The 21,873-nt window shown below is 73.0% G+C and carries 19 protein-coding genes; 6 read left to right on the forward strand and 13 right to left on the reverse strand.

Annotated elements, in window-relative coordinates; genetic code table 11:
• Positions 1–204 precede the first annotated feature (204 nt).
• From ACFY5B_RS36785 to ACFY5B_RS36805, 5 genes are all read right to left on the reverse strand, one after another.
• Positions 205–2,520: a hypothetical protein gene (locus tag ACFY5B_RS36785; protein WP_389978673.1), complete on the reverse strand. Its 2,316-nt coding sequence runs from the start codon at positions 2,518–2,520 to the stop codon at positions 205–207.
• Between the two features lie 52 nt (positions 2,521–2,572).
• Entirely contained in the window at positions 2,573–5,443 is a 2,871-nt protein-coding gene (locus ACFY5B_RS36790) for a DEAD/DEAH box helicase (RefSeq protein ID WP_389978676.1), read from the reverse strand.
• A 117-nt stretch (positions 5,444–5,560) separates the two neighbouring features.
• Complete coding sequence (locus ACFY5B_RS36795; protein ID WP_389978677.1) at positions 5,561–6,142, reverse strand: sugar kinase; 582 nt, start codon at positions 6,140–6,142, stop codon at positions 5,561–5,563.
• Entirely contained in the window at positions 6,139–7,287 is a 1,149-nt protein-coding gene (locus ACFY5B_RS36800; protein WP_389978680.1) for an ROK family glucokinase, read from the reverse strand. The genes ACFY5B_RS36795 and ACFY5B_RS36800 overlap by 4 nt, the downstream gene beginning before the upstream one ends.
• Before the next feature lie 108 nt (positions 7,288–7,395).
• A complete protein-coding gene (locus ACFY5B_RS36805; protein ID WP_389978811.1) occupies positions 7,396–8,133 on the reverse strand; it encodes a GntR family transcriptional regulator in 738 nt (245 codons plus the stop codon).
• 128 nt (positions 8,134–8,261) lie between these two features.
• On the opposite strand from ACFY5B_RS36805, the gene ACFY5B_RS36810 reads away from it, so the two are divergent.
• The gene (locus ACFY5B_RS36810) at positions 8,262–9,284 is read left to right on the forward strand and encodes a Gfo/Idh/MocA family oxidoreductase (RefSeq protein ID WP_389978814.1); all 1,023 of its coding nucleotides are present in this window, start codon (positions 8,262–8,264) and stop codon (positions 9,282–9,284) included.
• Positions 9,285–9,555: 271 nt separating this feature from the next.
• On the opposite strand, the gene ACFY5B_RS36815 is transcribed toward ACFY5B_RS36810, so the two are convergent.
• A complete protein-coding gene (locus tag ACFY5B_RS36815; protein ID WP_389978683.1) occupies positions 9,556–10,233 on the reverse strand; it encodes a response regulator in 678 nt (225 codons plus the stop codon).
• Positions 10,234–10,279: 46 nt separating this feature from the next.
• Entirely contained in the window at positions 10,280–11,554 is a 1,275-nt protein-coding gene (locus ACFY5B_RS36820) for a sensor histidine kinase (RefSeq protein ID WP_389978686.1), read from the reverse strand.
• Positions 11,555–11,732: 178 nt separating this feature from the next.
• On the opposite strand from ACFY5B_RS36820, the gene ACFY5B_RS36825 reads away from it, so the two are divergent.
• Positions 11,733–11,933: a hypothetical protein gene (locus ACFY5B_RS36825; RefSeq protein WP_389978689.1), complete on the forward strand. Its 201-nt coding sequence runs from the start codon at positions 11,733–11,735 to the stop codon at positions 11,931–11,933.
• A gap of 39 nt (positions 11,934–11,972) precedes the next feature.
• On the opposite strand, the gene ACFY5B_RS36830 is transcribed toward ACFY5B_RS36825, so the two are convergent.
• From ACFY5B_RS36830 to ACFY5B_RS36840, 3 genes are all read right to left on the reverse strand, one after another.
• Complete coding sequence (locus ACFY5B_RS36830; protein WP_389978691.1) at positions 11,973–12,368, reverse strand: ribonuclease; 396 nt, start codon at positions 12,366–12,368, stop codon at positions 11,973–11,975.
• A 127-nt stretch (positions 12,369–12,495) separates the two neighbouring features.
• The gene (locus ACFY5B_RS36835; protein WP_389978694.1) at positions 12,496–13,122 is read right to left on the reverse strand and encodes a dihydrofolate reductase family protein; all 627 of its coding nucleotides are present in this window, start codon (positions 13,120–13,122) and stop codon (positions 12,496–12,498) included.
• 93 nt (positions 13,123–13,215) lie between these two features.
• The gene (locus ACFY5B_RS36840) at positions 13,216–14,037 is read right to left on the reverse strand and encodes an AIM24 family protein (RefSeq protein WP_389978696.1); all 822 of its coding nucleotides are present in this window, start codon (positions 14,035–14,037) and stop codon (positions 13,216–13,218) included.
• Between the two features lie 131 nt (positions 14,038–14,168).
• Here ACFY5B_RS36840 and ACFY5B_RS36845 point away from each other — a divergent pair, with 131 nt between their 5' ends.
• Entirely contained in the window at positions 14,169–14,912 is a 744-nt protein-coding gene (locus ACFY5B_RS36845; RefSeq protein ID WP_389978698.1) for an SDR family oxidoreductase, read from the forward strand.
• 280 nt (positions 14,913–15,192) lie between these two features.
• Here ACFY5B_RS36845 and alc read toward each other — a convergent pair whose 3' ends face one another.
• Positions 15,193–16,308, reverse strand: coding sequence for an allantoicase (gene alc / locus ACFY5B_RS36850; protein ID WP_389978701.1), 1,116 nt, complete (start codon positions 16,306–16,308; stop codon positions 15,193–15,195).
• 35 nt (positions 16,309–16,343) lie between these two features.
• Positions 16,344–17,684, reverse strand: a complete 1,341-nt coding sequence (gene allB, locus ACFY5B_RS36855) for an allantoinase AllB (RefSeq protein ID WP_389978704.1) — start codon at positions 17,682–17,684, stop codon at positions 16,344–16,346.
• A gap of 237 nt (positions 17,685–17,921) precedes the next feature.
• Between allB and ACFY5B_RS36860 the strand changes: the two genes are divergently transcribed.
• Positions 17,922–18,719 carry an IclR family transcriptional regulator gene (locus tag ACFY5B_RS36860; protein ID WP_389978707.1) on the forward strand — a complete coding sequence of 266 codons (798 nt, stop codon included), beginning with the start codon at positions 17,922–17,924 and terminating at the stop codon, positions 18,717–18,719.
• 95 nt (positions 18,720–18,814) lie between these two features.
• On the opposite strand, the gene ACFY5B_RS36865 is transcribed toward ACFY5B_RS36860, so the two are convergent.
• Positions 18,815–19,144, reverse strand: coding sequence for a DUF5955 family protein (locus tag ACFY5B_RS36865; protein ID WP_389978710.1), 330 nt, complete (start codon positions 19,142–19,144; stop codon positions 18,815–18,817).
• A gap of 242 nt (positions 19,145–19,386) precedes the next feature.
• On the opposite strand from ACFY5B_RS36865, the gene ACFY5B_RS36870 reads away from it, so the two are divergent.
• Both ACFY5B_RS36870 and aceB read left to right on the forward strand, forming a co-directional pair.
• Positions 19,387–20,001 (forward strand): NTP transferase domain-containing protein, encoded by a 615-nt coding sequence (locus ACFY5B_RS36870; protein ID WP_389978713.1) that lies wholly within the window; start codon positions 19,387–19,389, stop codon positions 19,999–20,001.
• A 246-nt stretch (positions 20,002–20,247) separates the two neighbouring features.
• A complete protein-coding gene (gene aceB / locus ACFY5B_RS36875) occupies positions 20,248–21,873 on the forward strand; it encodes a malate synthase A (protein WP_389978716.1) in 1,626 nt (541 codons plus the stop codon).

Below are 21,873 nucleotides of genomic sequence, written 5' to 3' on the forward strand. Positions count from 1 at the left end.
TAAACAGTTCTCTTCAGCTCAAGATCTAAAAGGCGCGCGTTCAATCCAATTACCGTTACACAGGGTTATGTCGAAGCGCTTCGATCACGGTGACGCCCCAATGGCGTCTCCACCGGCGTCACGTCAGGAAGCGTCCATACATGGGCGATACACAGCGCGGGCGGTGAAGGAGCGGGGCTGCCGAACTGCGCCTGCCCGGGGCCCTCACAGGTCGCCGGGCACCCAGAGGCCGGTGAGGGCGCCGACCGGGTCCAGGTCCGGGGTACCTCTCGGCCACCAGTCGTCGTGGCCCGGCTCGGACTCGTAGGCGTACCAGAGGCCGTCGCGGCCGAGACGCAGCTGGACGTGGCCCTGTGGGTGGGTGAGGTGGTTGCGCCAGGGCCGGAAGGCGGGCAGGTCGGCGGCGAGGAGCAGGGGCCTGGCACGGTCGAACCGGCCGGCGGGCGGGTCCCACGGCTCCTCCAGTACGGCGAGGCCCTCCAGTCCGCCCTGACGCCAGGCCGCCACCGCACGGGCCAGCTCCGACGTGGTGCGGCCCGCCGCTGAGGCGAGGGACGCGTACAGCGCCCGGGTGCCGGCGGTGAGTCCGGCCCCGGGGCGGGCGGCGGCCAGACGGACCGCGTCCTGCCAGAAGGTCAGCTGCCCGACCGGGTCACGGCCGGTGCCGAGCAGGGCGTGGGCGCGGGCGGCGGCGTCCGTGGCCAGCTGGTCCAGCGCGAAGGGGTCAGGGCCGCCGGGGGCCGCCGGATAGGCGGGGGGCTGCTCGGGGTGTGCGAGTGGAGGCAGTGGAGCCGGGAGGGGCGGGAGGGCGCGCGAGGCGAGGACCTCGGCGGCCCGCACGCCGGGCAGGGGCGCCGGACCCTTGTCCTGCGCGGCGCGCGCGGCACGGGTGGCACTCAGCCGGGACAGCGCGTCGAGCAGCTCTCGTTCGCCCCGGCCGCGCAGCAGGAGCAGGACGAAGGGGTCGGCGTCGAGCAGCCGGGCGGTCTGGTAGCAGAGGGCGGCCGCGCGCTTGCAGGGGTGGCCGCGGTCGGGGCAGCTGCACCGGGGCTCCAGGTCGCCGGGGCCGGGCAGCAGCGGCACACCGCACTCCGCGAGCGACTGGGGCATCTCCTTGTCGAGCAGCGCCGCGATGTGCCCGGGGCGGTCGGCGGCGGCGTCGAGGAACAGGTCCCAGTCGGTGTCGTCGAGCGTGCGCAGGTGTACCTGGACGCGGTACGGGCGGGGGCGGCTGCCCTGGACGTAGGCCAGTACCAGTCCGGGTGTCACGGTGATGGCGTCGACATGGCCCTGCCCCGCGTATCCCCGCCCGCGCTCCAGCCGCTTCACGTCCAGCGCGCCCTGCTCCAGCGCCCCGACCCAGGCGTTTCCCCACCAGCTCTCGGCGAAGCGGTCATCCTCCCGGGGCGGGAGGGGCGGGAAGGTGCGGCGGAGCTCGTGGTCGCGCGTCGGGGCGGCCATGGAGCGGGGGGTTCGGGAGGGCGGAGGGGTGCGGGACGCCGAGGTGGCCGGCGGAGCCGGAAGCGGCTCGGCGCCGACGGGTGCGGAGCTCGGAGGAGAGGCGTTGCGAGCGGGCCGCTCGACCCGCCAGGCCGTCGGCTCATGGTCGTCGGCGGCCGTGTCCTGCAGGTCCGGCATCAGGAAGGCGCCGGACAGCAGCTGCCCCACATCACGCGCATCCCGGCCGGGGGCGTCCGTGCCCGCTCGTCGCGCAGCCGCTGCTCTGTCGTCCACGGCGCTCTGCCGGGCCCGGCGCCTGCGGCGGGCACCTTCCCGCTCCGTCTGCTCCCGGGCCCGCCGCGCGTCGTCCCGTGCCGCGCGCAGCGCCTCGCGCGCGACGTCCGCGGCCCGCGGCCCGGTACCCGCCGGACCGGAGGAACGCGCGGAGGCCCCACCGGTCGAAGTGGCCTGCGGAGGGCTCGTCCGTGGGTCACCGGATGGCTGCGGCTCCGGTGTCAGGGCCGCCGGGAGGCCCTCGGGCGCACTGCCGACACGGGGTGCGCCGGTGCCCTCCGGACCACCACCGTCCGCCTGGGGGCCGGGCCTCCCCTCCGGCCCGCCGGAGCGTTCGGTGGCACGGCCGACCTCGGGCGCGCCAGCGTCGGCCCGCCCACCGGCGGCCACCCCGGAACCACCGGCACCCCCGGGCACACCACCGTCCGCCCGCCCACCGGCGGCCACCCCGGAACCACCGGCACCCCCGGGCACACCACCGTCCGCCCGCCCACCGGCGGCCACCCCGGCACCACCGGCGTCCGCGGGCTCGTCGCCGCCCCCCGAGGAGTCTGCGGCCTGGACGGCATCGGCGTCCGCCCGCCCGCTCCCCCGCTGCTCGGACACCGCCCTCCGCAGTGCCTCGCGTGCCACGTCTGCCGGCCTGGGCGCTCCCTCGTCTGCCGCTTCCCCGGACGGGGACGGCGGCTCCGGGCGGGCGGCCGGGGCCGGAGCTGCGTCGTGGGCCGCTCGCTCCCGGGCCTCGCGCAGGGCCCGGCGGACCTCGTCGGACGGGCGGGCGCTCATGACGTACTCCGCGGGGACGGCGGGGCGGGCGGTTCGCAGCCCTGGCGGGACGTCATGACGACCTCCGCAGGGACACCAGGTCGGACAGTTCCCGGTCCGTCAGTTCCGTCAGGGAGGACTCGCCGGAGCCCAGGATCGCGTCGGCCAGGGCCCGCTTGGACTGGAGCATCTCGGCGATGCGGTCCTCGACGGTGCCCTCGGTGATGAGGCGGTGCACCTGCACCGGCTGGGTCTGGCCGATGCGGTAGGCACGGTCGGTCGCCTGCTCCTCGACGGCCGGGTTCCACCAGCGGTCGAAGTGCACGACATGACCCGCCCGGGTGAGGTTGAGGCCGGTGCCCGCCGCCTTGAGCGAAAGCACCAGGACCGGTGTCGAACCGGCCTGGAAGCGGTCCACCATGCGCTCCCGCTCGGGGACCGGCGTACCGCCGTGGAGGAGGTCGACCGGGACGGCCCGGGTGGCCAGGTGGGAGGTGATCAGGCGGGCCATCCCGACGTACTGGGTGAAGACGAGGGCGGACCCGTCCTCGGCGAGCAGCGTGTCCAGCAGCTCGTCCAGCAGGGCGAGCTTCCCGGAGCTGGCGGCGAGCCGGTCGCCGGCGGCAGCGGTGTGCTCCTCCTTGAGGAACAGCGCGGGGTGGTCGCAGATCTGCTTCAGCGACGTGAGGAGCTTCAGCACCAGGCCGCGGCGGGGCATGCCCTCGGCCGTCTCGATGGCGAGCATCGACTCGCGGACCACCGCCTCGTACAGCGCGGCCTGTTCCCGCGTGAGCGGCACCGGGTGGTCGGTCTCCGTCTTGGGCGGCAGCTCGGGCACGATGCCCGGGTCGGACTTCTTGCGGCGCAGCAGGAAGGGCCTCACCAGGCGGGCGAGGCGCTCCACCGCCTCCTCGTCCTCGCCGTTCTCCACGGCGCGCGCGTGCCGGGCGCGGAAGGACTTCAGCGGGCCGAGCAGGCCGGGGGTGGTCCAGTCGAGCAGGGCCCACAGCTCCGAGAGGTTGTTCTCGACGGGCGTGCCGGTGAGGGCCACGCGCGCGGGGGCCGGGATGGCGCGCAGCGCCTTGGCGGTGGCCGAGTAGGGGTTCTTGACGTGCTGCGCCTCGTCGGCGACGACCATGCCCCAGGCTCGCTCGGCCAGGGCGGGGGCCGCCGAGCGCATGGTGCCGTACGTGGTGAGGACGAAACCGCCGTCCAGGCCGTCGAGGCTGCGGTCCGGGCCGTGGAAGCGGCGGACGGGCACGCCGGGGGCGAAGCGGGTGATCTCCCGCTGCCAGTTGCCCAGCAGGGAGGCCGGGCACACGACCAGGGTGGGTTCGCCGCGCGCCCGCTTCAGGTGCAGCGCGATGAGGGTGATGGTCTTGCCGAGGCCCATGTCGTCGGCGAGGCAGCCGCCGAGGCCGAGGGAGGTCATCAGGTCGAGCCAGGCCAGGCCCCGCAGCTGGTAGTCGCGGAGGGTGGCTCGCAGCCCCGGGGGCGGTTCGGCCGGGCGGATTCCCGCGGTCAGGCGGTCGCGCAGGGCGGCCAGTGCGCCGACCGGGACGGCCTGGACCGTCTCGCCGTCCACGTCGGCCGTGCCGGTGAGGGCGACGGACAGCGCGTCGACCGGGTCGAGCAGGCCGAGGTCCCGTTTGCGGGCCTTGCGCACGAGCGCCGGGTCGACCAGCACCCACTGGTCGCGCAGCCGGACGACGGGGCGGTGCGCCTCGGCGAGGGCGTCCATCTCGGTGTCGGTGAGCGGGTCGCCGCCGAGCGCCAGCTGCCAGCGGAACTGGAGGAGGTCCTCACTCTCGAAGAAGCCGGTGCCGTCGGTCGCCGAGCCGGGGGCCGGGCGGACCACCGCCGCGGCGGACAGGTCCTGCGCGAGGTCACGCGGCCAGTGCACGGCGACCCCGGCGGCGGCGAGCCGGGTCGCCGCGACCCCGAGGAGGTCGCTCAGCTCGTCCTCGGTCAGGGCCAGCACGTCGGGCACGTCCTGGTCGGCGAGCCGGTCGAGCGGGGGCCAGACACGGGCCGCGCGGCGGACGGCGAGGGCCGCGTCCACGCGCGCGCGGGGCCCGAAGGCGTCGTCGGCCTCCCCCGCCCACAGGGCTGCCGCGTCGGCCACCAGGGTGGGGTCGGCGAGGCTGTGCACCTGGACGATCGCCGCGCCGGCGCTGCGGGCGCCGCCGGCGGAGGCCTCGTCGAACAGGTCGTAGGCCGACAGGTCCAGGCGGAGCGAGATCCGCACGCCGGCGTCCATCCCGGCGGCGACTTCGGCGGCCCAGTCGTGGGCGGTGGACAGCTGCTGGGCCTCTCGTGCCGCGAAGGGCCGGCCGGAGGTGTGGGGCGCGGCCGGGGTGCGGGGCAGGGTGTCGGCGACGGCGTCGAGGAAGGCCCGCACCAGCGCTTCCGGTTCGGCCAGCCGGATCGGGCCGGGGCCGGGCAGCGGCACGGCATGGCCCTCGTAGGGAAGGGCGGCGGCCACCGCGCGCAGGTGTGCGATGTCGTCCGGGTCGAGGGGGCCGGCGCGCCAGGCGTCGTGGCCCGTGGCGGTCAGGCCGGGCAGCAGCCGGCCGCGGGCGGTCAGCCGCAGGGCGTGCAGGGCGGCGGCGCCCCAGCAGGCCGTGGCGGGGTGGGCCGCGGGGTCGTGCCGGGCGCGCACGAGGAGCGGCAGCGCGGCATCGAGTGGGAGGGTCAGCGCGGGGGTGGTGCGCCGCCGGACGCCGGTGGCGCCGTGCCGTCGTACGACGGTCAGCTCGGTCTCCGCGGCGTGCTCGGTGTCGTCGGCGTCCCCCGGCTCCCGGGCGGGCAGGGGCTCGCCGTCGGGGTCCCAGAAGGCGATGTGCCCCTCGCGCGGGAGGGGCGCGGGCAGGAAGACGGCCGGGAGCCGGACCGGGACCGTCGCCTCCCCCGCCCGCTCGGTCGTCGAAACCGTCTCTCCCATACGTCCTGCCACCTCCCGCCCCGCGTGTCGGATCAGCTGCCTCCGATCCCGCCCCGCGTGTCGGATCAGCTGCCTCCGACTCTACGGGCGGGGTCTGACAATCGGCTCCGGCGACGGTCAGGGCACGGTCCGCGCGACCACGTAGACCCAGGGGTACGCCGGGTTGGACAGGTCCACGACCACGTCGTGGGTGGGGGCCGGGTTCTTCTGCCGGTGGACGAAGCCGTACCAGGAGTCGTTCGTGGCGAACTTCCAGCCGGTGACCTTCCGGTCGCGGGCGCCGATGGTGATGTGGCCCTGCTTCAGATCCTCGCGGGTCACGCCCAGGCCGGTCAGATAGGCGTCCAGGCCGGCCGCGTTGGTCTCGAACTGGGTGTAGAGGCGGCTGGTCTTCCAGTTGTTGGTCTCGTAGTACGCCACGTGCCAGGCGGGGTGCGGGACGGGCACCTGGTAGATCCGGCGCTGGAGCTTGGAGGGCCAGCCCTCGGTCAGGCCGGTCGCCGAGTACTTCGCCTCCTTGTCCTTGCCGCTGTCGCGGCTCTGGTTCGCGGAGATCACGAGGTAGCCGGCCGGGATACCGATGAGCAGCACGATGATCAGCAGCGTGAGGGCCCTGCGGCGGATCATGTGGCGACGGTCCTCGACCGGGCGGTCCGGTTCGTCGGGCCAAGTTCCCTGGTGGGGCAGGGAGGCGGTCACGGCGTCTCCTGGGTACTGCGGAGCGACTGCGTGTAGCGCTCGTACCGCTCGAAGCGCTCCACGCGGCGGCGCTTGGCACGGCGGAAGCGGCGGGCGACCAGCCGGGCGAGGTCGGCGGCGCCGACCATGCCGGCCTCGGGGCCGAGCTGGGCCCGGACGATACGGGCCTCGGGGCGGTAGCCGCGGCCGGTGAGGTGCCGCTTGAATGCGTCCCGGGCCGGGCCGATCAGCAGGTCGTCGGCGGCCGAGACCCCGCCGCCGATCACGAAGCAGGACGGGTCGAGGGCGGCGGCGAGGTTGGCGATGCCCACGCCGAGCCACTGGCCGATGTCCTGGAGCAGCTCGATGCACATGGCGTCGCCCTCGCGGGCCAGCTCGGTGATCATCGGGCCGGTGATGTCGCCGATGCTGCCCTTGACGTGCTCGATGATCCCGTACGCCACCGGCGAATCGGCCGCCGCCAGCTCGCGGGCCTCGCGGACCAGGGCGTTCCCGGAGCTGTACTGCTCCCAGCAGCCACGGTTGCCGCACGGGCAGCGGTGGCCGCCGGGTACGACCTGCATGTGGCCGAACTCGCCGGCGACGCCGTACTTGCCGCGCTTGACCTGGCCGTCCTCCAGGATCGCGCCGCCGATGCCGGTGCCGAGGGTGATCATGACGAGATGGTCCTCGCCACGGCCGGCGCCGAAGCGCCACTCGGCCCAGGCGGCGGTGTTGGCGTCGTTGTCCACGAGGACCGGGACGGAGAGCCGGCCCGAGAGGCGGTCGCGGAGCGGTTCGTTGCGCCAGGACAGGTGGGGGGCGAACAGCACGCGGTTGCGGTCCGCGTCCACCCAGCCGGCCGCACCGATGCCGACGGCGTGCACGTCGTGCCGGTCGGAGAGGTCCAGGACCAGCTCGGCGATGGTGTCCTCGACGACCTTGGGGCTCTTGGACTTGTCCGGGGTCTCCGTGCGGAGCATCTCCAGGATGTTGCCGTCGGCGTCGACGACGCCCGCCATCACCTTCGTACCGCCGATGTCGATGCCGACCGTGGGCACGCGGGGGGCCGTCAGGTGCGAGCGGCGCTCCCGGGTGCCGACGGTGCGGAGCACGGTGGCACGGCGGGAGCCGATGGGGGCGGTGAAGTCGCGGTAGGTGCTCATCGCCGCCGATTCTGCCTCACGGGGAGGCAGGGTGCGGATCACAGGGGTGGTGCGGACCGCTGGCGGCTGCGGGGCGGTGGGGGCTTGTCGCGCAGTTCCCCGCGCCCCTCAAGAGCGCACCAGCAACTGGAACTCGAAGGAATAGCGCGTCGGGCGGTACGTGTGTGTGCCGTACTCGACAGCCCGGCCCGTGTCGTCGAACGTGACGCGTTGCATGGTGAGCAGCGGGGCGCCCGTCTCCTCCGCCAGGCGCTCCGCCTCCTCCGCCGTCGCCGCCCGGGCACCGATCGACTGGCGGGCGCTGTGCAGGGTGATGCCCGCCGATCGCATCAGCCGGTAGAGCCCGGTGTTCTCCAGCTGATCGGTGTCGAGGTCGATGAGGCCGGGGGGCAGGAAGTTGCAGAGGTAGGCCATGGGCTCGCCGTGGGCGAGACGGAGCCGCTCGACGCGGTGGACGTCGCTGTCCTCGGCGACGCCGAGTGCGGCGGCGACCTCGGCGGAGGCGGGGACGAGCTTGTTGACCAGGACCCTGGTGGCCGGGCGCTGGCCCGCCGCCTCCAGGTCGTCGTAGAGGCTGCTGAGCTCCAGGGGGCGTTTGACCTGGCTGTGCACGACCTGGGTACCCACGCCGCGGCGGCGTACGAGGAGGCCCTTGTCGACGAGCGACTGGATCGCCTGGCGGACGGTCGGCCGGGACAGGCCGAGCCGGGCGGCGAGCTCGATCTCGTTGCCCAGCAGGCTGCCGGGGGTCAGCGTGCCGTGCTCGATCGCGGCCTCCAGCTGCTGGGACAGCTGGAAGTACAACGGCACGGGGGAGCTGCGGTCCACGCTCAGCTCGAGCTGCACGGTCGGGTCCACTTCTGGTTTCGGCACGGGCCGAGCGTAGCTCTGTGCGTTGTTGACGGGAAGTCGTGTAGTCAGATTGTCCGGACATGCCGATTGACAGCGGCGAGCTGTGCACGCACTTTGTTTTCATGCGCATCGGCGTCATCGGTACGGGCCGCATCGGCACCATCCACGCGAACACGCTCAGTCGGCATCGCGACGTCGGCTCCCTGATCCTCACGGACGCGGACCCCGCAAGGGCCCAGGAACTGGCGCACCGGCTGGGCGAGACGGCGGCGCCCGGCGTGGAGGAGATCTTCCGCTGGGGGGTCGACGCCGTGGTGATCACGACGGCGACGTCGGCCCACGCCGAACTGATCGGTCGGGCAGCACGCTCGGGTCTGCCGGTGTTCTGCGAGAAGCCCATCGCGCTGGACCTGCCGGGGAGCCTGAGCGCGATCGCCGAGGTCGAAACGGCCGGGACGGTCCTCCAGATGGGCTTCCAGCGCCGCTTCGACGCGGGTTACACGGGGGCGCGCGAGGCCGTACGGTCCGGCAGGCTGGGGCGGCTGCACACCGTGCGGGCCCTGACCAGCGACCAGGCGCCGCCGGACGCCGCATGGCTGCCGCTGTCCGGCGGACTGTACCGGGACACGCTGATCCACGACTTCGACGTGCTGCGCTGGGTGACCGGCCGGGAGGTCACGGACGTCTACGCCGCCGGGTCCGACGCCGGACCCCGGATGTTCCGCGAGGCGGGCGACGTCGACACGGCGGCCGCGCTCCTCACCCTGGACGACGGCACGCTCGCCACCCTCACCGCGACCCGGATGAACGGGGCCGGCTACGACGTGCGCATGGAGCTCGCCGGGGAGCGCGACCAGATCGTGGTCGGCCTGGACGACCGTACGCCGATCGCGTCCACCGAGCCGACCGGGCCGCCGGCCGCGGACAAGCCCTGGACGGGCTTCCTGGAGCGGTTCGGACCCGCCTACGAGGCGGAGCTGAACGCGTTCGTCGAGGTCGTCCGGGGCGAGCGGGCCAACCCCTGCGACGGGCGTGAGGCGTTGCAGGCCCTGCGGGTCGCGGAGGCGTGCGAACTGTCGCGGCGCGAGCGCAGGCCGGTACACCTGGCGGAGATCCCCGGCGGCGGCACCCCGGGGATCGCCTGACGCGGGCGGGCCGAGATCCTGGGTAGGGCCATCGGCATTCACCTGACGGCGAGCGAACCGAGACCGCCGGTGGCACCACCCCGGCATTCACCTGACGTGCGAGCGAACCGAGATCCGCGGTGGCACCACCCCGGCGCCACCCCGGCATCACCTGACGGCAAACGAACCGAGCCCCCGGCGGCACCACCCCCGCCATCCACCTGACGGGCCAGTGGGCGGAGATTCCCGGCGGGTCTCCCCACAGCGTCGGAGGGACGGCGTGCCCGGCCGGTCAGTGTTCTTCCTGTTCCTCCTCCAGGAGCCCCGCGTCGTAGGCGAGCAGCGCGATCTGCACCCGGTTGTTCAGGGCGAGCTTGGCCAGGATGCGCGAGACGTGCGTCTTCACGGTGGCGACGCTCATGAACAGGCCGGCGGCGATCTCGGCGTTGGCCAGGCCGCGGCCGACCGCGACGGCGACCTCGCGCTCGCGGTCGTTGAGGACGGTCAGGCGGCCGCGCGCGCGGGTGCGGCGCGTGTCGGCGGCGGTGCCGACGGCGTGCCGCATCAGCTGGCGGGTGACCGCGGGCGACAGGACCGGGTCGCCGGCGGCGACCCGGCGCACGGCCGACAGGATCTCGGCCGGCGGGGTGTCCTTGAGGACGAACCCGGCGGCGCCCACGCGCAGCGCGCGCAGCACCTGCTCGTCGGCGTGGAAGGTGGTGAGCACCACCACCTGCGGGGCGTCCTCGCGGGCGCGCAGCCGCTCCGTCGCCGTGAGACCGTCCACCGTCGGCATCCGGATGTCCATGAGCACGACGTCCGGGTGGGTGCGGTCGACGAGGACCTCCGCCTCGGCGCCGTCGGCGGCCTCGCCGACGATCTCGATGTCGTCGGCGCCGCCCATCATGAAGGACAATCCGGCCCGCACCAGCGGATCGTCGTCGACGAGGAGCAGTCTGATCGCAGTCATGAGCCTCACGTAATCACGCCCGGGCCGGGCGTGAGGGCGGAAAAGGTCACCCCCACGGCAGCCACGCCCGCACCTCGAACCCGCCTTCCGGCGTGTGCCCGTGCTCCAGCCCGCCCCCGGCGAGGGTCGCCCGTTCCGTGAGGCCGATCAGGCCCTGCCCGGAGCCGGGGACGGCCGGCACCTCACCCTCGGGCGGCGGGTTGTGCACGCGGACGGTGAGGCCCGTGCCCGGTGCGCCGGTGACGGTCACCCGCACCTCCGTGCCCGGGGCGTGCTTGCGCGCGTTGGTCAGGCCCTCCTGGACGATCCGGTAGGCGGTGCGGCCGACGGAGGACGGAACGCCGCCGGGATCCTCGACGCGGTGGTCGAGGGAGACCTTCATGCCGGCCTCGCGGGACTCGGCGACCAGGGTGTCCAGCGCCGCGAGCGTCGGCTGCGGCCGTCCCGTGTCGTCCGGCTCGCCCGCTCGCAGCACACCGATGATCTCCCGCAGGTCCTGGAGCGCCTCGTGCGCGCTCTCCCGGATCACGCCCGCGGCCCGCGCCGTCTGCGCCGGGGGCGCGTCGGGCCGGAACTCCAGGGCGCCCGCGTGCACGCTCAGCAGCGTCAGCCGGTGCGCGAGCACGTCGTGCATCTCCCGTGCGATGGCCTCGCGGGCGAGCCGCTGCGCCTGTTCCGCCCGCAGCCGCGCCTCGGTCTCGGCACGCCGGGCGCGGTCCCTCAGGCTCACCATGAGCTGCCGCTTGGCCCGGACGAACATCCCCCAGCCGACGATCGCCACGGTGAGCACCACGGCGAAGGGAACGCTCACGAGGTAGGGGACGTCGGCGTCGGGGCGCACCCAGTAGTAGAGCGGCACCAGCGCCACGTTGATGCCGCCCACCCAGGCCACGTAACGGAAGGGCCGGTGCACGGCCAGGGTGAACAGGGCGATGAGGCCCGCGCCGCCCGAGGTGTCCGAGAGGAAGCTGAGGGGGGTCAGCGCCACGGCCAGCCCCAGTGGCCACCGGCGCCGGAGCCAGACGGCCGCGCAGGCCAGCGCACCGATCACCTGGTCGACGACGGCGAGTCCGTTCGGCACATGGGGGTTGTCGGCGAGCGCCTCCATGGCGGTCGCGCCCACCAGGACGGCCAGCAGGAAACAGGAGAAGTCGACGACCCAGTCGCGGACGGTGCGCCGGGGGCGCCGCCCGGCCCGTGCCGCGTCGGGGTCGAGGTCGTGCAGGAGGGCCGACGGGAAGAACCATCTGCGCCCGGTGAACGGCGCGGGCGTCTCCGCCACCGGTACCGGGGAGGCGTGCCCCAATGCGTCACCACTCACGGACGCCAAATCTACGCAGCGCGAGCCCGGCGCACCCGACCTCGAGCGGGATCGTCGACCAAAGTCGCCGCATCGCAGACTTTCGATGCCGTCATGGCACCGGAGCGGGGACTTCCGGCCCGGGGGGTTCGTCTCGCGGCCGATGCGCGTGGGGGGTCCGCGGGACGAGGCTGGGGGCATGAAGCAGGTACTGGAGATTCTCGGCTTCCTCGCCCTGGTCCAGGGCGGGGCGGGCCTGGTGCACGAGTTCACCGACTGGAACTGGGGTCTGGTGCAGCGTCTCGGGTTCCTCGACGGCTACGAGGTCTACGCGAGTGTCACGCTGCTCGTGCTGGGCGTCGCCCTGTTCGCGGCGGCCGGGAGCCGGAAGTCCGTCTGACGTGCCGACGGACGTCCGGCCCGCGGTTTCCGTCAGGGCTCAGCAGCCGTAGTCGACCAGGTCGAACGACTCGTAGTGGTCGGCCGTGTAGTAGTCCTCCCGGTTCTGCTCACCGGTGACGATGCGTCGCGCGCCGCGGGTGGAGGAGCCCGGGGTGATGACCGTGTACTCGTGGTAGTAACCGGACGACTTGCTCGGCAGGACGCCTTCCCGGTTCTGGAAGACGGTGCCGTCCTGGTCGAACGGGTAGGGGCCGCCCTGCTCGATCAGGTCGAGCGTGTCGTGGGCCTGGGACGGAAGGTCGCTGTAGCAGATGTCGCCGACGGCGGTGGGGGCCGCGTCGGCCGTGGTCGCGGAGACGGTTCCGCCGACGAGGAGGGCGGACAGGAGGGCGGCTGCTGCGCCGAGCCGCGAGGCGCGTGGGGGGAAATTCATGACGTTCATGATGACGCGCGTAGATGCTGGCATGTCAATGACAAGCTAGGAGAATTTCCTGTGAAGCCCCGTGCGTTCGCGGGGAGTTCACCCACCCACCGGCACCCTCACCCGTGCTCAGGCTCCCTCACGCGCCCTCCGGCAGTCCGAACTCGCCGTACTCCGGACGGCCCTTCAGGTCGTACGTCTGCACCGAGACGCCCGCGCCGGTGACGGTCCCGCCGGCATGCTCGAACGCGGTCGGTACGGCGCCCTCCGTGAACAGCCGGAATCCGGAGCCGAGCACCACCGGGAAGGTCAGCAGATGCAGGGTGTCGACGAGGTCGAGCGCCAGCAGGGACCGGACGAGTGCGCCGCTGCCGTGCACCTGGACCTCGCCGTCGGTGCGCTCCTTCACGGCGGCGACCTCCTCGGCGAGCTCGCCGGTCAGCACCGTGGTGCCGGCCCAGCCCGGGTCCGTCAGGGTCGAGGAGGGCACGTACTTCGGCAGGGAGTTGAGCCGGGAGGCCACCGGGTCGCCGGGGTCGGTCACCCGGGGCCAGTAGGTCGCGAAGATGTCGTACGTACGGCGGCCGAGCAGAAAGGCACCCGGGCGGGTGAAGACCTCGCCGATGAACCGGCCGAAGTCCTCGTCGGCGTACGGGAAGCTCCAGCCGCCGTGGGTGAAGCCCCCGCGGGTGTCCTCCTGGGGGCCGCCGGGGGCCTGGTAGACACCGTCGAGGGTGACGAAGAGGGTGGAGACGAGCTTGCCCATGGCGGGTGCCTTCCTTCCGGATCGGGCGGGGTCTGCTGTCATCGGTTCAGACCTCGTCGGCACCCGCAACTCATCGCTGGGCCGGGTGCCCGCTCACTGGGCGTTCGTGGAGAACAGCCCGCCCGTCGGGCCCTGCTTGTCGCCGCCCTGGGCCTTCCTCAGGGCGTTGGCGAGGCTCTCGATCGTGAGGGACTGCAGGATGACGCGGCCGTTGCCCTCCAGGGTGGCCAGGGACAGGCCCTCACCGCCGAAGACGGCGTTCATCAGACCCTGGCGGTTGAGGCCGCCCACGCGTTGGACGCCGTACTCGATGCCCTCCTCGAAGGCGACGACGCAGCCGGTGTCGACCTCGATGCGGCCGCCGAAGTCGGCCGGGTTCAGGTCGATGAAGTTTCCCGCGCCGGCGATGATCACCGTGCCGCGCCCGGTGAACTTCTCCAGCACGAAGCCCTCGCCGCCGCTCCTGCCGGTACGGCCGCCCTGGAAGGCGATGCCGAAGTCGACCGTGGACTCGGCTGCCACGAAGGCGTCCTTCTCCGCGAACCACGCGCGTGTGCCGTCCAGTTCCAGCGCGCGCATCTCCCCGGGGAGCACGCCCGCGAAGCCGACGGTGCCTTCGCCGTCCCGGGTGGTGAAGTACTGGAAGGCCAGCGACTCGCCCGCCAGGACGCGCTGGCCCGCCTGCATGGCCGTGCCCATGGCCTGGCGCAGCAGCCCGCCCATGCCGCCGGAGCCACTGCCGCCGGGCTGCGGCTGCCCGCCGCCGCTCGACGGGCCGCCCAAGCGGGTCTCCATGGTCACGTTCGTGGTCTTGAACAGGAACTTTCCGGCCTCGCAGTACACCGTCTGACCGGGCTGCAGGCTGACGACCGCCATCTGCATGGCGTTGCCGACGATCTCTTGCTGAAGTGTCACGACGGGAGAACGGAAGAGCCGGAGGGAAAGGTTCCGGATGTACTCCGGGCCGGGGCACCCGCAACGGGCCCGGGGGCCTCGACGTCCGTTAGCCGCCGGTGCCGGTGCCGCGCGGCCGCTGGGATGGACCCATGACTTCTCAGGGGATTCTGGACGGCAAGGTGGCTCTCGTGACCGGCGGGAGCCGTGGAATCGGCGCGGCGACGGCGGTGCGGCTGGCCCGGGAGGGCGCGGACGTGGCCGTCGGCTATGTGAACGGCAAGGAGGCGGCCGAGGACGTCGTACGGGCCGTGGAGGCTCTGGGGCGCCGGGCGGTGGCGCTGCGCGCCGACGCGGCGCAGGCCGGCGAGGCGGCCGGGGTGGTGGACACGGCGGCGGACGCGCTGGGCGGGCTCGACGTCCTGGTCAACAACGCGGGCGTCGGGGTGCTCGGGCCGCTGGACGCTCTGTCGCTCGCGGACGTGGACCGGGTCCTCGGCGTCAACGTACGGGGGGTCTTCCTGGCCTCGCAGGCGGCCGCCGCGCGGATGCCCGAGGGCGGGCGGATCATCACGGTCGGCAGTTGCATGGCCCAGCGGGTGCCGGGGCCCGGCGGGACGCTCTACACGATGAGCAAGGCGGCCCTGGCCGGACTGACGAAGGCACTGGCCCGGGAACTGGGCGGGCGCGGGATCACGGCGAACCTCGTCCTTCCCGGCCCGATCGACACGGACATGAACCCGGCGGACGGGCCGTTCGCGGCCGGTCAGGCGGCGATGACGGCCCTGGGGCGGTTCGGGACGGCGGAGGAGGTCGCGTCGATGGTCGCCTACCTGGCGGGGGCGACGTATGTGACCGGGGCGGAGTTCTCAGTGGACGGCGGGCACGCGGCGTGAAGCCCGCGTGGCGCGCGGTGCGGTGAGACCAGTGGGCGCGGCGTGTTGTCCCCGCAGATGCATGGGTGCTGTCCCACACGTGCAGGGGTGCTGTCCCCACAGGCGAAGGGGTGCTGTCCCACAGGTGCAGGGGTGCTGTCCCCACGGGCGAAGGGGTGCTGTCCCACAGGTGCAGGGGTGAGGCACACGCGGCGCACCAGCACCGTCCCCGCCGGTGGAGCCCGTGGGGCGCACCGGTGCTGTCCGGCCGGTGCGCCCCACGGGTCGGGCCGGGACGGGGTCAGCCGCCCAGCTCCTGGTGGCGGGCCGCCAGCCGGCTCGCGCCCTCCTGGGTCAGGGAGCCGAACAGACGGAGCCTGGAGATGCCGCCGTCCGGGAAGATGTCCACGCGCGCGTGCGTGCCGACCGCCGGGGCCGGGAGGACGAAGCGGTGGTTGGTGTCGGGCTGGAGGCGGGTGCGGGGCAGGATCTCCTGCCAGTCGCCGTCCTCGCCGTCCTTCACCGACACCGACGCCCAGCCGGCGCTGTTGCCCTTGAGGTAGGCGGTGTCGATCTCCAGGGCGCGGATCTGAGCCTGGGCGGCCAGCCGGTAGCGGATCCAGTCGTGGCCCTGGTCGCGGCGGCGGCGAGTCTCCCAGCCGTCGTCCATCTTGCGGGAGCGGCCCGGCTGGATGGTGTTGGAGGCGGGCGAGTAGAAGAGGTTGGAAGCGTCCTCGGCCCGGCCGCCGTTCTCCAGGGCGACGACGTCGAAGGTGCCGAGCGCCTCCAACCACGCCGGGTCGGGGACGACCTCTCCGTGGACGCGCAGGCGGGCGATGCCGCCGTCGGGGTGCTGGTTGACCCGCAGGTGCGTGAAGCACTGCTCGACATCGACGGCGAACCCGTTCGCCGCGTGGCCGCCGACCGGGGTGCGCGGGACGAGGGTCGTCCACTTCACGTCGTCCCCGAGGAGTTCCCCGGGCGACGGGGAGCCCGGTACGCAGGTGCCCTCGACGGACACCGCCTGCGGGTAGTTGCCGCGGAAATGGGCGGTGTCGACGACGATCCCGCGGATCACGCCGGGGGCGCCGAGGCGGACCAGCGCCCAGTCGTGGTCCTCCTCGGTCGGCCAGGGGTGGTCGGCGGAGGCACCCCGGCGGCGGCGGGTCTCCCAGCCGTCCATGATCTTGCCCTTGTGCCCGAAGTGCTCGGGGTCGAACTCGGCGGGCTCGGGCACCAGCAGGTTCTCGCGCTGGGCGAAGAACTCGTCGTTGGCGGCGATGACACCGGCCCCGAGGCGCCGGTCGGCGAGATCGGCGTACGAGGTGAAGGGGAAGTCGGCGGTGCGGTAGTCCGCGTACGGGTCGCCGCCTCCGTAGGGGTTCGCGTCGCCGGTGAAGCTGGGGATCGCCGTCACGATGATCAGGTCTTCCTTTCGGGTGTCGAGGGGGTTCAGTGGGTCCGGGTGAGGAGCCGCCCCTTCGGTTCGGTGAACTCGCCGTCGGCGACGATGCGCTGCCCGCGCAGCCAGGTGGACTTCACGACGCCGTGCAGGGTCTTGCCCGCGTACGCCGTGACGCGGTTGCGGTGCTGGAGGGCGACCGGGTCGACGGTGAAGGTCTCGTCGGGGGCGAGGACGGCGAAGTCGGCGTCGCGGCCCGCCGCGATGGCGCCCTTGCGGTCGTCGAGCCCGACCAGTGCGGAGGTGCGCGCGGACATCCAGCGGACCACGTCCTCCAGGCCGTGCCCGCGCTTGCGCGCCTCGGTCCACACCGCGGCCAGGCTCAGCTGGAGTCCGGAGATGCCGCCCCAGGCCGTCGCGAAGTCGTCGGTCTTCAGGTCGGCCGTGGACGGGGAGTGGTCGGTGACGACACAGTCGATGGTGCCGTCGGCGAGGGCTCGCCAGAGCAGGTCCTGGTTGGCGGCCTCGCGGATGGGCGGGCAGCATTTGAACTCGCTGGCGCCGTCGGGGACTTCCTCGGCCGTGAGGGTCAGGTAGTGGGGGCAGGTCTCCACGGTGATGCGGACGCCCTCCGCCCGCGCCTGGGCGATCATCGGCAGGGCGTCGCTGGAGGACAGGTGCAGGACGTGCACGCGCGCGTCGAGGGCCTTCGCCTCGCGGATGAGCTGGGCGATGGCGGTGTCCTCGGCGTCCCGGGGCCGGGAGGCGAGGAAGTCGGCGTACTTCGGGCCCGGCTGCTGGGGGGCGGTGGCCAGGAGGTGGGGGTCCTCGGCGTGCACGATGAGCAGTCCGTCGAAGGCTGCGATCTCGGCCATGGTGCGGGCGAGGGGGTCGCGCCCCAGGTGCGGGAACTCGTCCACGCCGGACGGCGACAGGAAGGCCTTGAAGCCGAACACTCCGGCCTCGTGCAGCGGCCGGAGTTCCTTGACGTTGTCGGGCAGGGCGCCGCCCCAGAAGCCGACGTCGATGTGCGCCTTGTCGGCGGCGACCTGCTGCTTGGTGCGCAGGTGCGGGACGGTCGTGGTGGGCGGGAGGGAGTTGAGGGGCATGTCGACGAGGGTGGTGATGCCACCGGCGGCCGCGGCGCGGGTGGCGGTCCAGAAGCCCTCCCACTCGGTGCGGCCCGGGTCGTTGACGTGCACGTGGGTGTCGACCAGGCCGGGCAGCAGGGCGTGGTCGCCCAGGTCCTCCAAGCGGGCGTTCTCCGGGACGGGCGCGTCGTACGGGAGGACGGCCGTGATCGTGCCGTCGGCCACCGCCACGGATGCGGCACGCGTTCCCTCGGGGGTGATGACTCGCGTCGAGCGCAGCACCAGTTCAGCGTCGGACACCCGAACCCCTTACTTCCGCTTAACGGAATTCAACTTTCTGTTGAAGGAGTCTTCACTCCCTCTTCCGCGCAGTCAAGGGCACACTTGACCGCGGCGCCCTTTCTCGAACACTCCTGGACGTTTCCACAAAGCGGAATTAAACTTCCAGTACGCAGAACGTAGCTACGTACAAGCGGGGAGTCAACCGACTGCCGGGTAGGCTTCTGCCCTTCCCGCCCGCCCCGAAAGGAACGCGCCGTGCCGACGTCCAGCGCCAGCACCACCGACTCCGCCCGGTCCTCCGCCAACGGCGGCGTCCAGTCTTTGGAGCGCGCCTTCGACCTGCTCGAACGGATGGCGGACGCGGGCGGCGAGGTAGGCCTGAGCGAGCTGTCCGCGAGCAGCGGCCTGCCCCTGCCGACCATCCACCGCCTGATGCGCACGCTGGTGGCATGCGGCTACGTACGTCAGCAGCCCAACCGGCGGTACGCGCTCGGCCCGCGCCTGATCCGCCTCGGCGAGTCGGCCTCACGACTGCTGGGCACCTGGGCACGGCCCTACCTCGCGCGCCTGGTCGAGGAGACCGGCGAGACGGCGAACATGGCTCTGCTCGACGGGGACGAGATCGTCTACGTGGCACAGGTGCCCTCGAAGCACTCGATGCGCATGTTCACGGAGGTCGGCCGGCGGGTGCTGCCGCACTCCACGGGCGTCGGCAAGGCCCTGCTCGCCGGTTTCCCGCCCGAGGAGGTGCGGGCGCTGCTCTCCCGTACGGGCATGCCCGCCGCGACGGAGAAGACGATCACGACACCCGACGGGTTCCTCGCGGCCCTGGAGGACGTGCGCCGGCAGGGCTTCGCCATCGACGACAACGAGCAGGAGATCGGGGTGCGCTGCCTGGCGGTTCCCGTACCCGACTCCCCCACCGCCGCGGCCATCTCCATCTCGGGCCCGGCGGGCCGGGTCACGGAGGCCGCGACGGACAAGATCGTGCCGGTGCTCCAGCAGGTCGCGGGGGAACTGTCCGTGGCGCTCGCCAGCCAGAGCCCCGCGTAACAGGCTGAACATCGGGGCAGCGGGCACCCCAGCCCCTGCCCCGCGCCCGCCGGCCCGAGCCCGGGCGACGGGGCGATCGCGCGGATGCGGGCGCTCTAGCCCTGGCCCCGCACCGGCCCCCCGAAGAGGTCCACAGCCCGCCGGACCTCCGTCAGCTCGACGGACAGCGCGCTCACCGAGCCGATCGCGCCCGCGATGAGCAGGAGGGAGCGGCGCAGGCGGGGGATCTCGGGGATGCCGTCGGCGGCCATGGCGGCCACTGCGGCCAGTTCCTCCTCGGCGATGGTCCGGTCGGCGAACTCGCCGGGATGGGCGGCCAGTCGGCGGCGCAACCGCGACACGGCGGAGCGCAGCTCCGTCACGCGCGGGTCCTCGCCACCGCCGGTCACAGGCCCCTGCCGCTTCTGCTCGACGCTCCGCAACACAGTCCTCCCCCTCGCACCTCGACGCGCGCGCGTCCGTCCGACCGAAGTCCCCCACCCCGGGCAGCCGTCGGGCGCCCGGCCGGTCGGTGCGGGCGACAGTAAACGACGCGGGCCGCCGGGCGCCAGTCCATTGCGTCATCGACTTGTTTCGCTGAGTTACTTTCTGGCCCAGGGCGTACGCCTGTCCGACGCGCGCCTCGCGCCGTCGCACCCCCGTACGAGGCGTGCGGTATGCAGGAGTCATGACGACACGGGAGACGACGGGCGGGACGCAGGCGGTTGCGGGACTGCTGCTCGCGGCCGGTGGCGGGCGGCGGCTCGGCGGTCGGCCCAAGGCACTGCTCCCGCACCGGGGACGGCCCCTCGTGGAGCACGCGGTGCGGGTGCTGCGGGAGGGCGGCTGCGCGGCCGTCCACGTCGTCCTGGGCGCACAGGCCGACGACGTGCGGGCACGGGCCTCACTGCCGGGCTGCACCCTGGTCGACAACCCCGGCTGGGCACGGGGCATGGGCAGCTCCCTGCGTGCCGGGCTCGACTCGCTCGCCGGCACGGGCGCCCGGGCCGCCCTGGTGGCACTCGTGGACCAGCCCGGCATCGGTCCCGAGGCGGTGACCCGGGTCCTCGCGGCGTTCGAGGGCGAGGAGACGCTCGCCTGCGCCGCGTACGACGGTGTGCGAGGCCATCCGGTGCTGTTCGGTACCGCGCACTGGGCGGGCATCGCCGCGACTGCCACCGGAGACCGGGGGGCACGCGCCTATCTGCGGGAGCACCGGCAGACGATCGCCCTCGTCGAGTGCGGGGACGTCGCCCGGCCCTTCGACATCGACACCGAAGCCGATCTGGCCCACCTTGAGTGAACGGGGTGGCACGGAGCGCCACCTTGCCTCGACTCGGAGAGTCTCGACATCAACAGACGATTGAACTTCCACCATGAGGAAACTAGTATCCACTGTTCAGAAGCGCCCGTCTTCCCCCAGCTCTCGGCTTCGCTCGAGCCGGGGGCACCCCCATCGCGGGCGCCGAACGCCGTATCCGGGAAGACTGGCACCCGGTGCCGAGCACGCCGGCTCGTCTTCACAGCTCGCTGAAGGAAGTGACCGTTCATGTCCGCTCCAGCGCCGTCCCCGCTGGCCATCGTCGACGCCGAGCCCCTGCCCCGGCAGGAGGAGGTCCTCACCGAAGCGGCGCTCGCCTTCGTGGCCGAGCTGCACCGGCGGTTCACGCCCCGGCGTGACGAACTCCTCGCCCGCCGCGCCGAGCGCCGTGCCGAGATCGCCCGCACCTCCGCCCTCGACTTCCTTCCGGAGACGGCCGCGATCCGCGCCGACGGCTCGTGGAGGGTCGCCCCGGCCCCGGACGCGCTGAACGACCGCCGGGTCGAGATCACCGGTCCCACCGACCGCAAGATGACCATCAACGCCCTCAACTCGGGCGCGAAGGTGTGGCTCGCGGACTTCGAGGACGCCTCCGCGCCCACCTGGGAGAACGTGGTCGGCGGCCAGGTCAACCTGATCGACGCCTACACCCGGAACATCGACTTCACGGACCCGAAGTCGGGCAAGTCGTACGCCCTGAAGGCGAACGAGGAGCTCGCCACGGTCGTCATGCGCCCGCGCGGCTGGCACCTGAACGAGCGTCACCTCGTCGACGCCGACGGCACCCCGGTGCCCGGCGCCCTCGTCGACTTCGGCCTGTACTTCTTCCACAACGCCCAGCGCCTGCTGGACCTCGGCAAGGGACCGTACTTCTACCTCCCCAAGACGGAGTCCCACCTGGAGGCCCGCCTGTGGAACGAGGTGTTCGTCTTCGCGCAGGAGTACTGCGGCATCCCGCAGGGCACGGTCCGCGCGACCGTCCTCATCGAGACGATCACCGCCGCCTACGAGATGGAGGAGATCCTCTACGAGCTGCGCGACCATGCCTCGGGGCTGAACGCCGGCCGCTGGGACTACCTGTTCTCCATCGTCAAGAACTTCCGTGACGGCGGCGCCAGGTTCGTCCTGCCGGACCGCAACGCGGTGACGATGACGTCCCCCTTCATGCGCGCGTACACCGAACTCCTCGTCCGCACCTGCCACAAGCGCGGCGCCCACGCCATCGGCGGCATGGCGGCCTTCATCCCGTCCCGCCGGGACGCCGAGGTCAACAAGGTCGCCTTCGAGAAGGTCCGCGCCGACAAGGACCGCGAGGCCGGCGACGGCTTCGACGGCTCCTGGGTCGCACACCCCGACCTGGTGCCGATCGCCATGGAGTCCTTCGACAAGGTCCTCGGCGACAAGCCCAACCAGAAGGACCGGCTGCGCGAGGACGTCGACGTCAAGGCGGCCGACCTCATCGCCATCGACTCGCTCGACGCCAAGCCCACCTACGCGGGGCTGGTCAACGCCGTGCAGGTCGGCATCCGTTACATCGAGGCCTGGCTGCGCGGCCTCGGCGCGGTCGCCATCTTCAATCTCATGGAGGACGCGGCCACCGCCGAGATCTCCCGCTCCCAGATCTGGCAGTGGATCAACGCGGAGGTGGTCCTCGACAACGGCGAGCAGGTCACCGCCGACCTGGCCCGCAAGGTCGCCGCCGAGGAACTCGCGAACATCCGGGCCGAGATCGGCGACGAGGCCTTCGCGGCCGGCAACTGGCAGCAGGCGCACGACCTGCTGCTGACGGTCTCCCTCGACGAGGACTACGCCGACTTCCTGACGCTGCCGGCCTACGAGCAGCTCAAGGGCTGA

Source organism: Streptomyces sp. NPDC013187, from assembly GCF_042899705.1.
Classification (GTDB): Bacteria; Actinomycetota; Actinomycetes; order Streptomycetales; family Streptomycetaceae; genus Streptomyces; species Streptomyces hawaiiensis_A.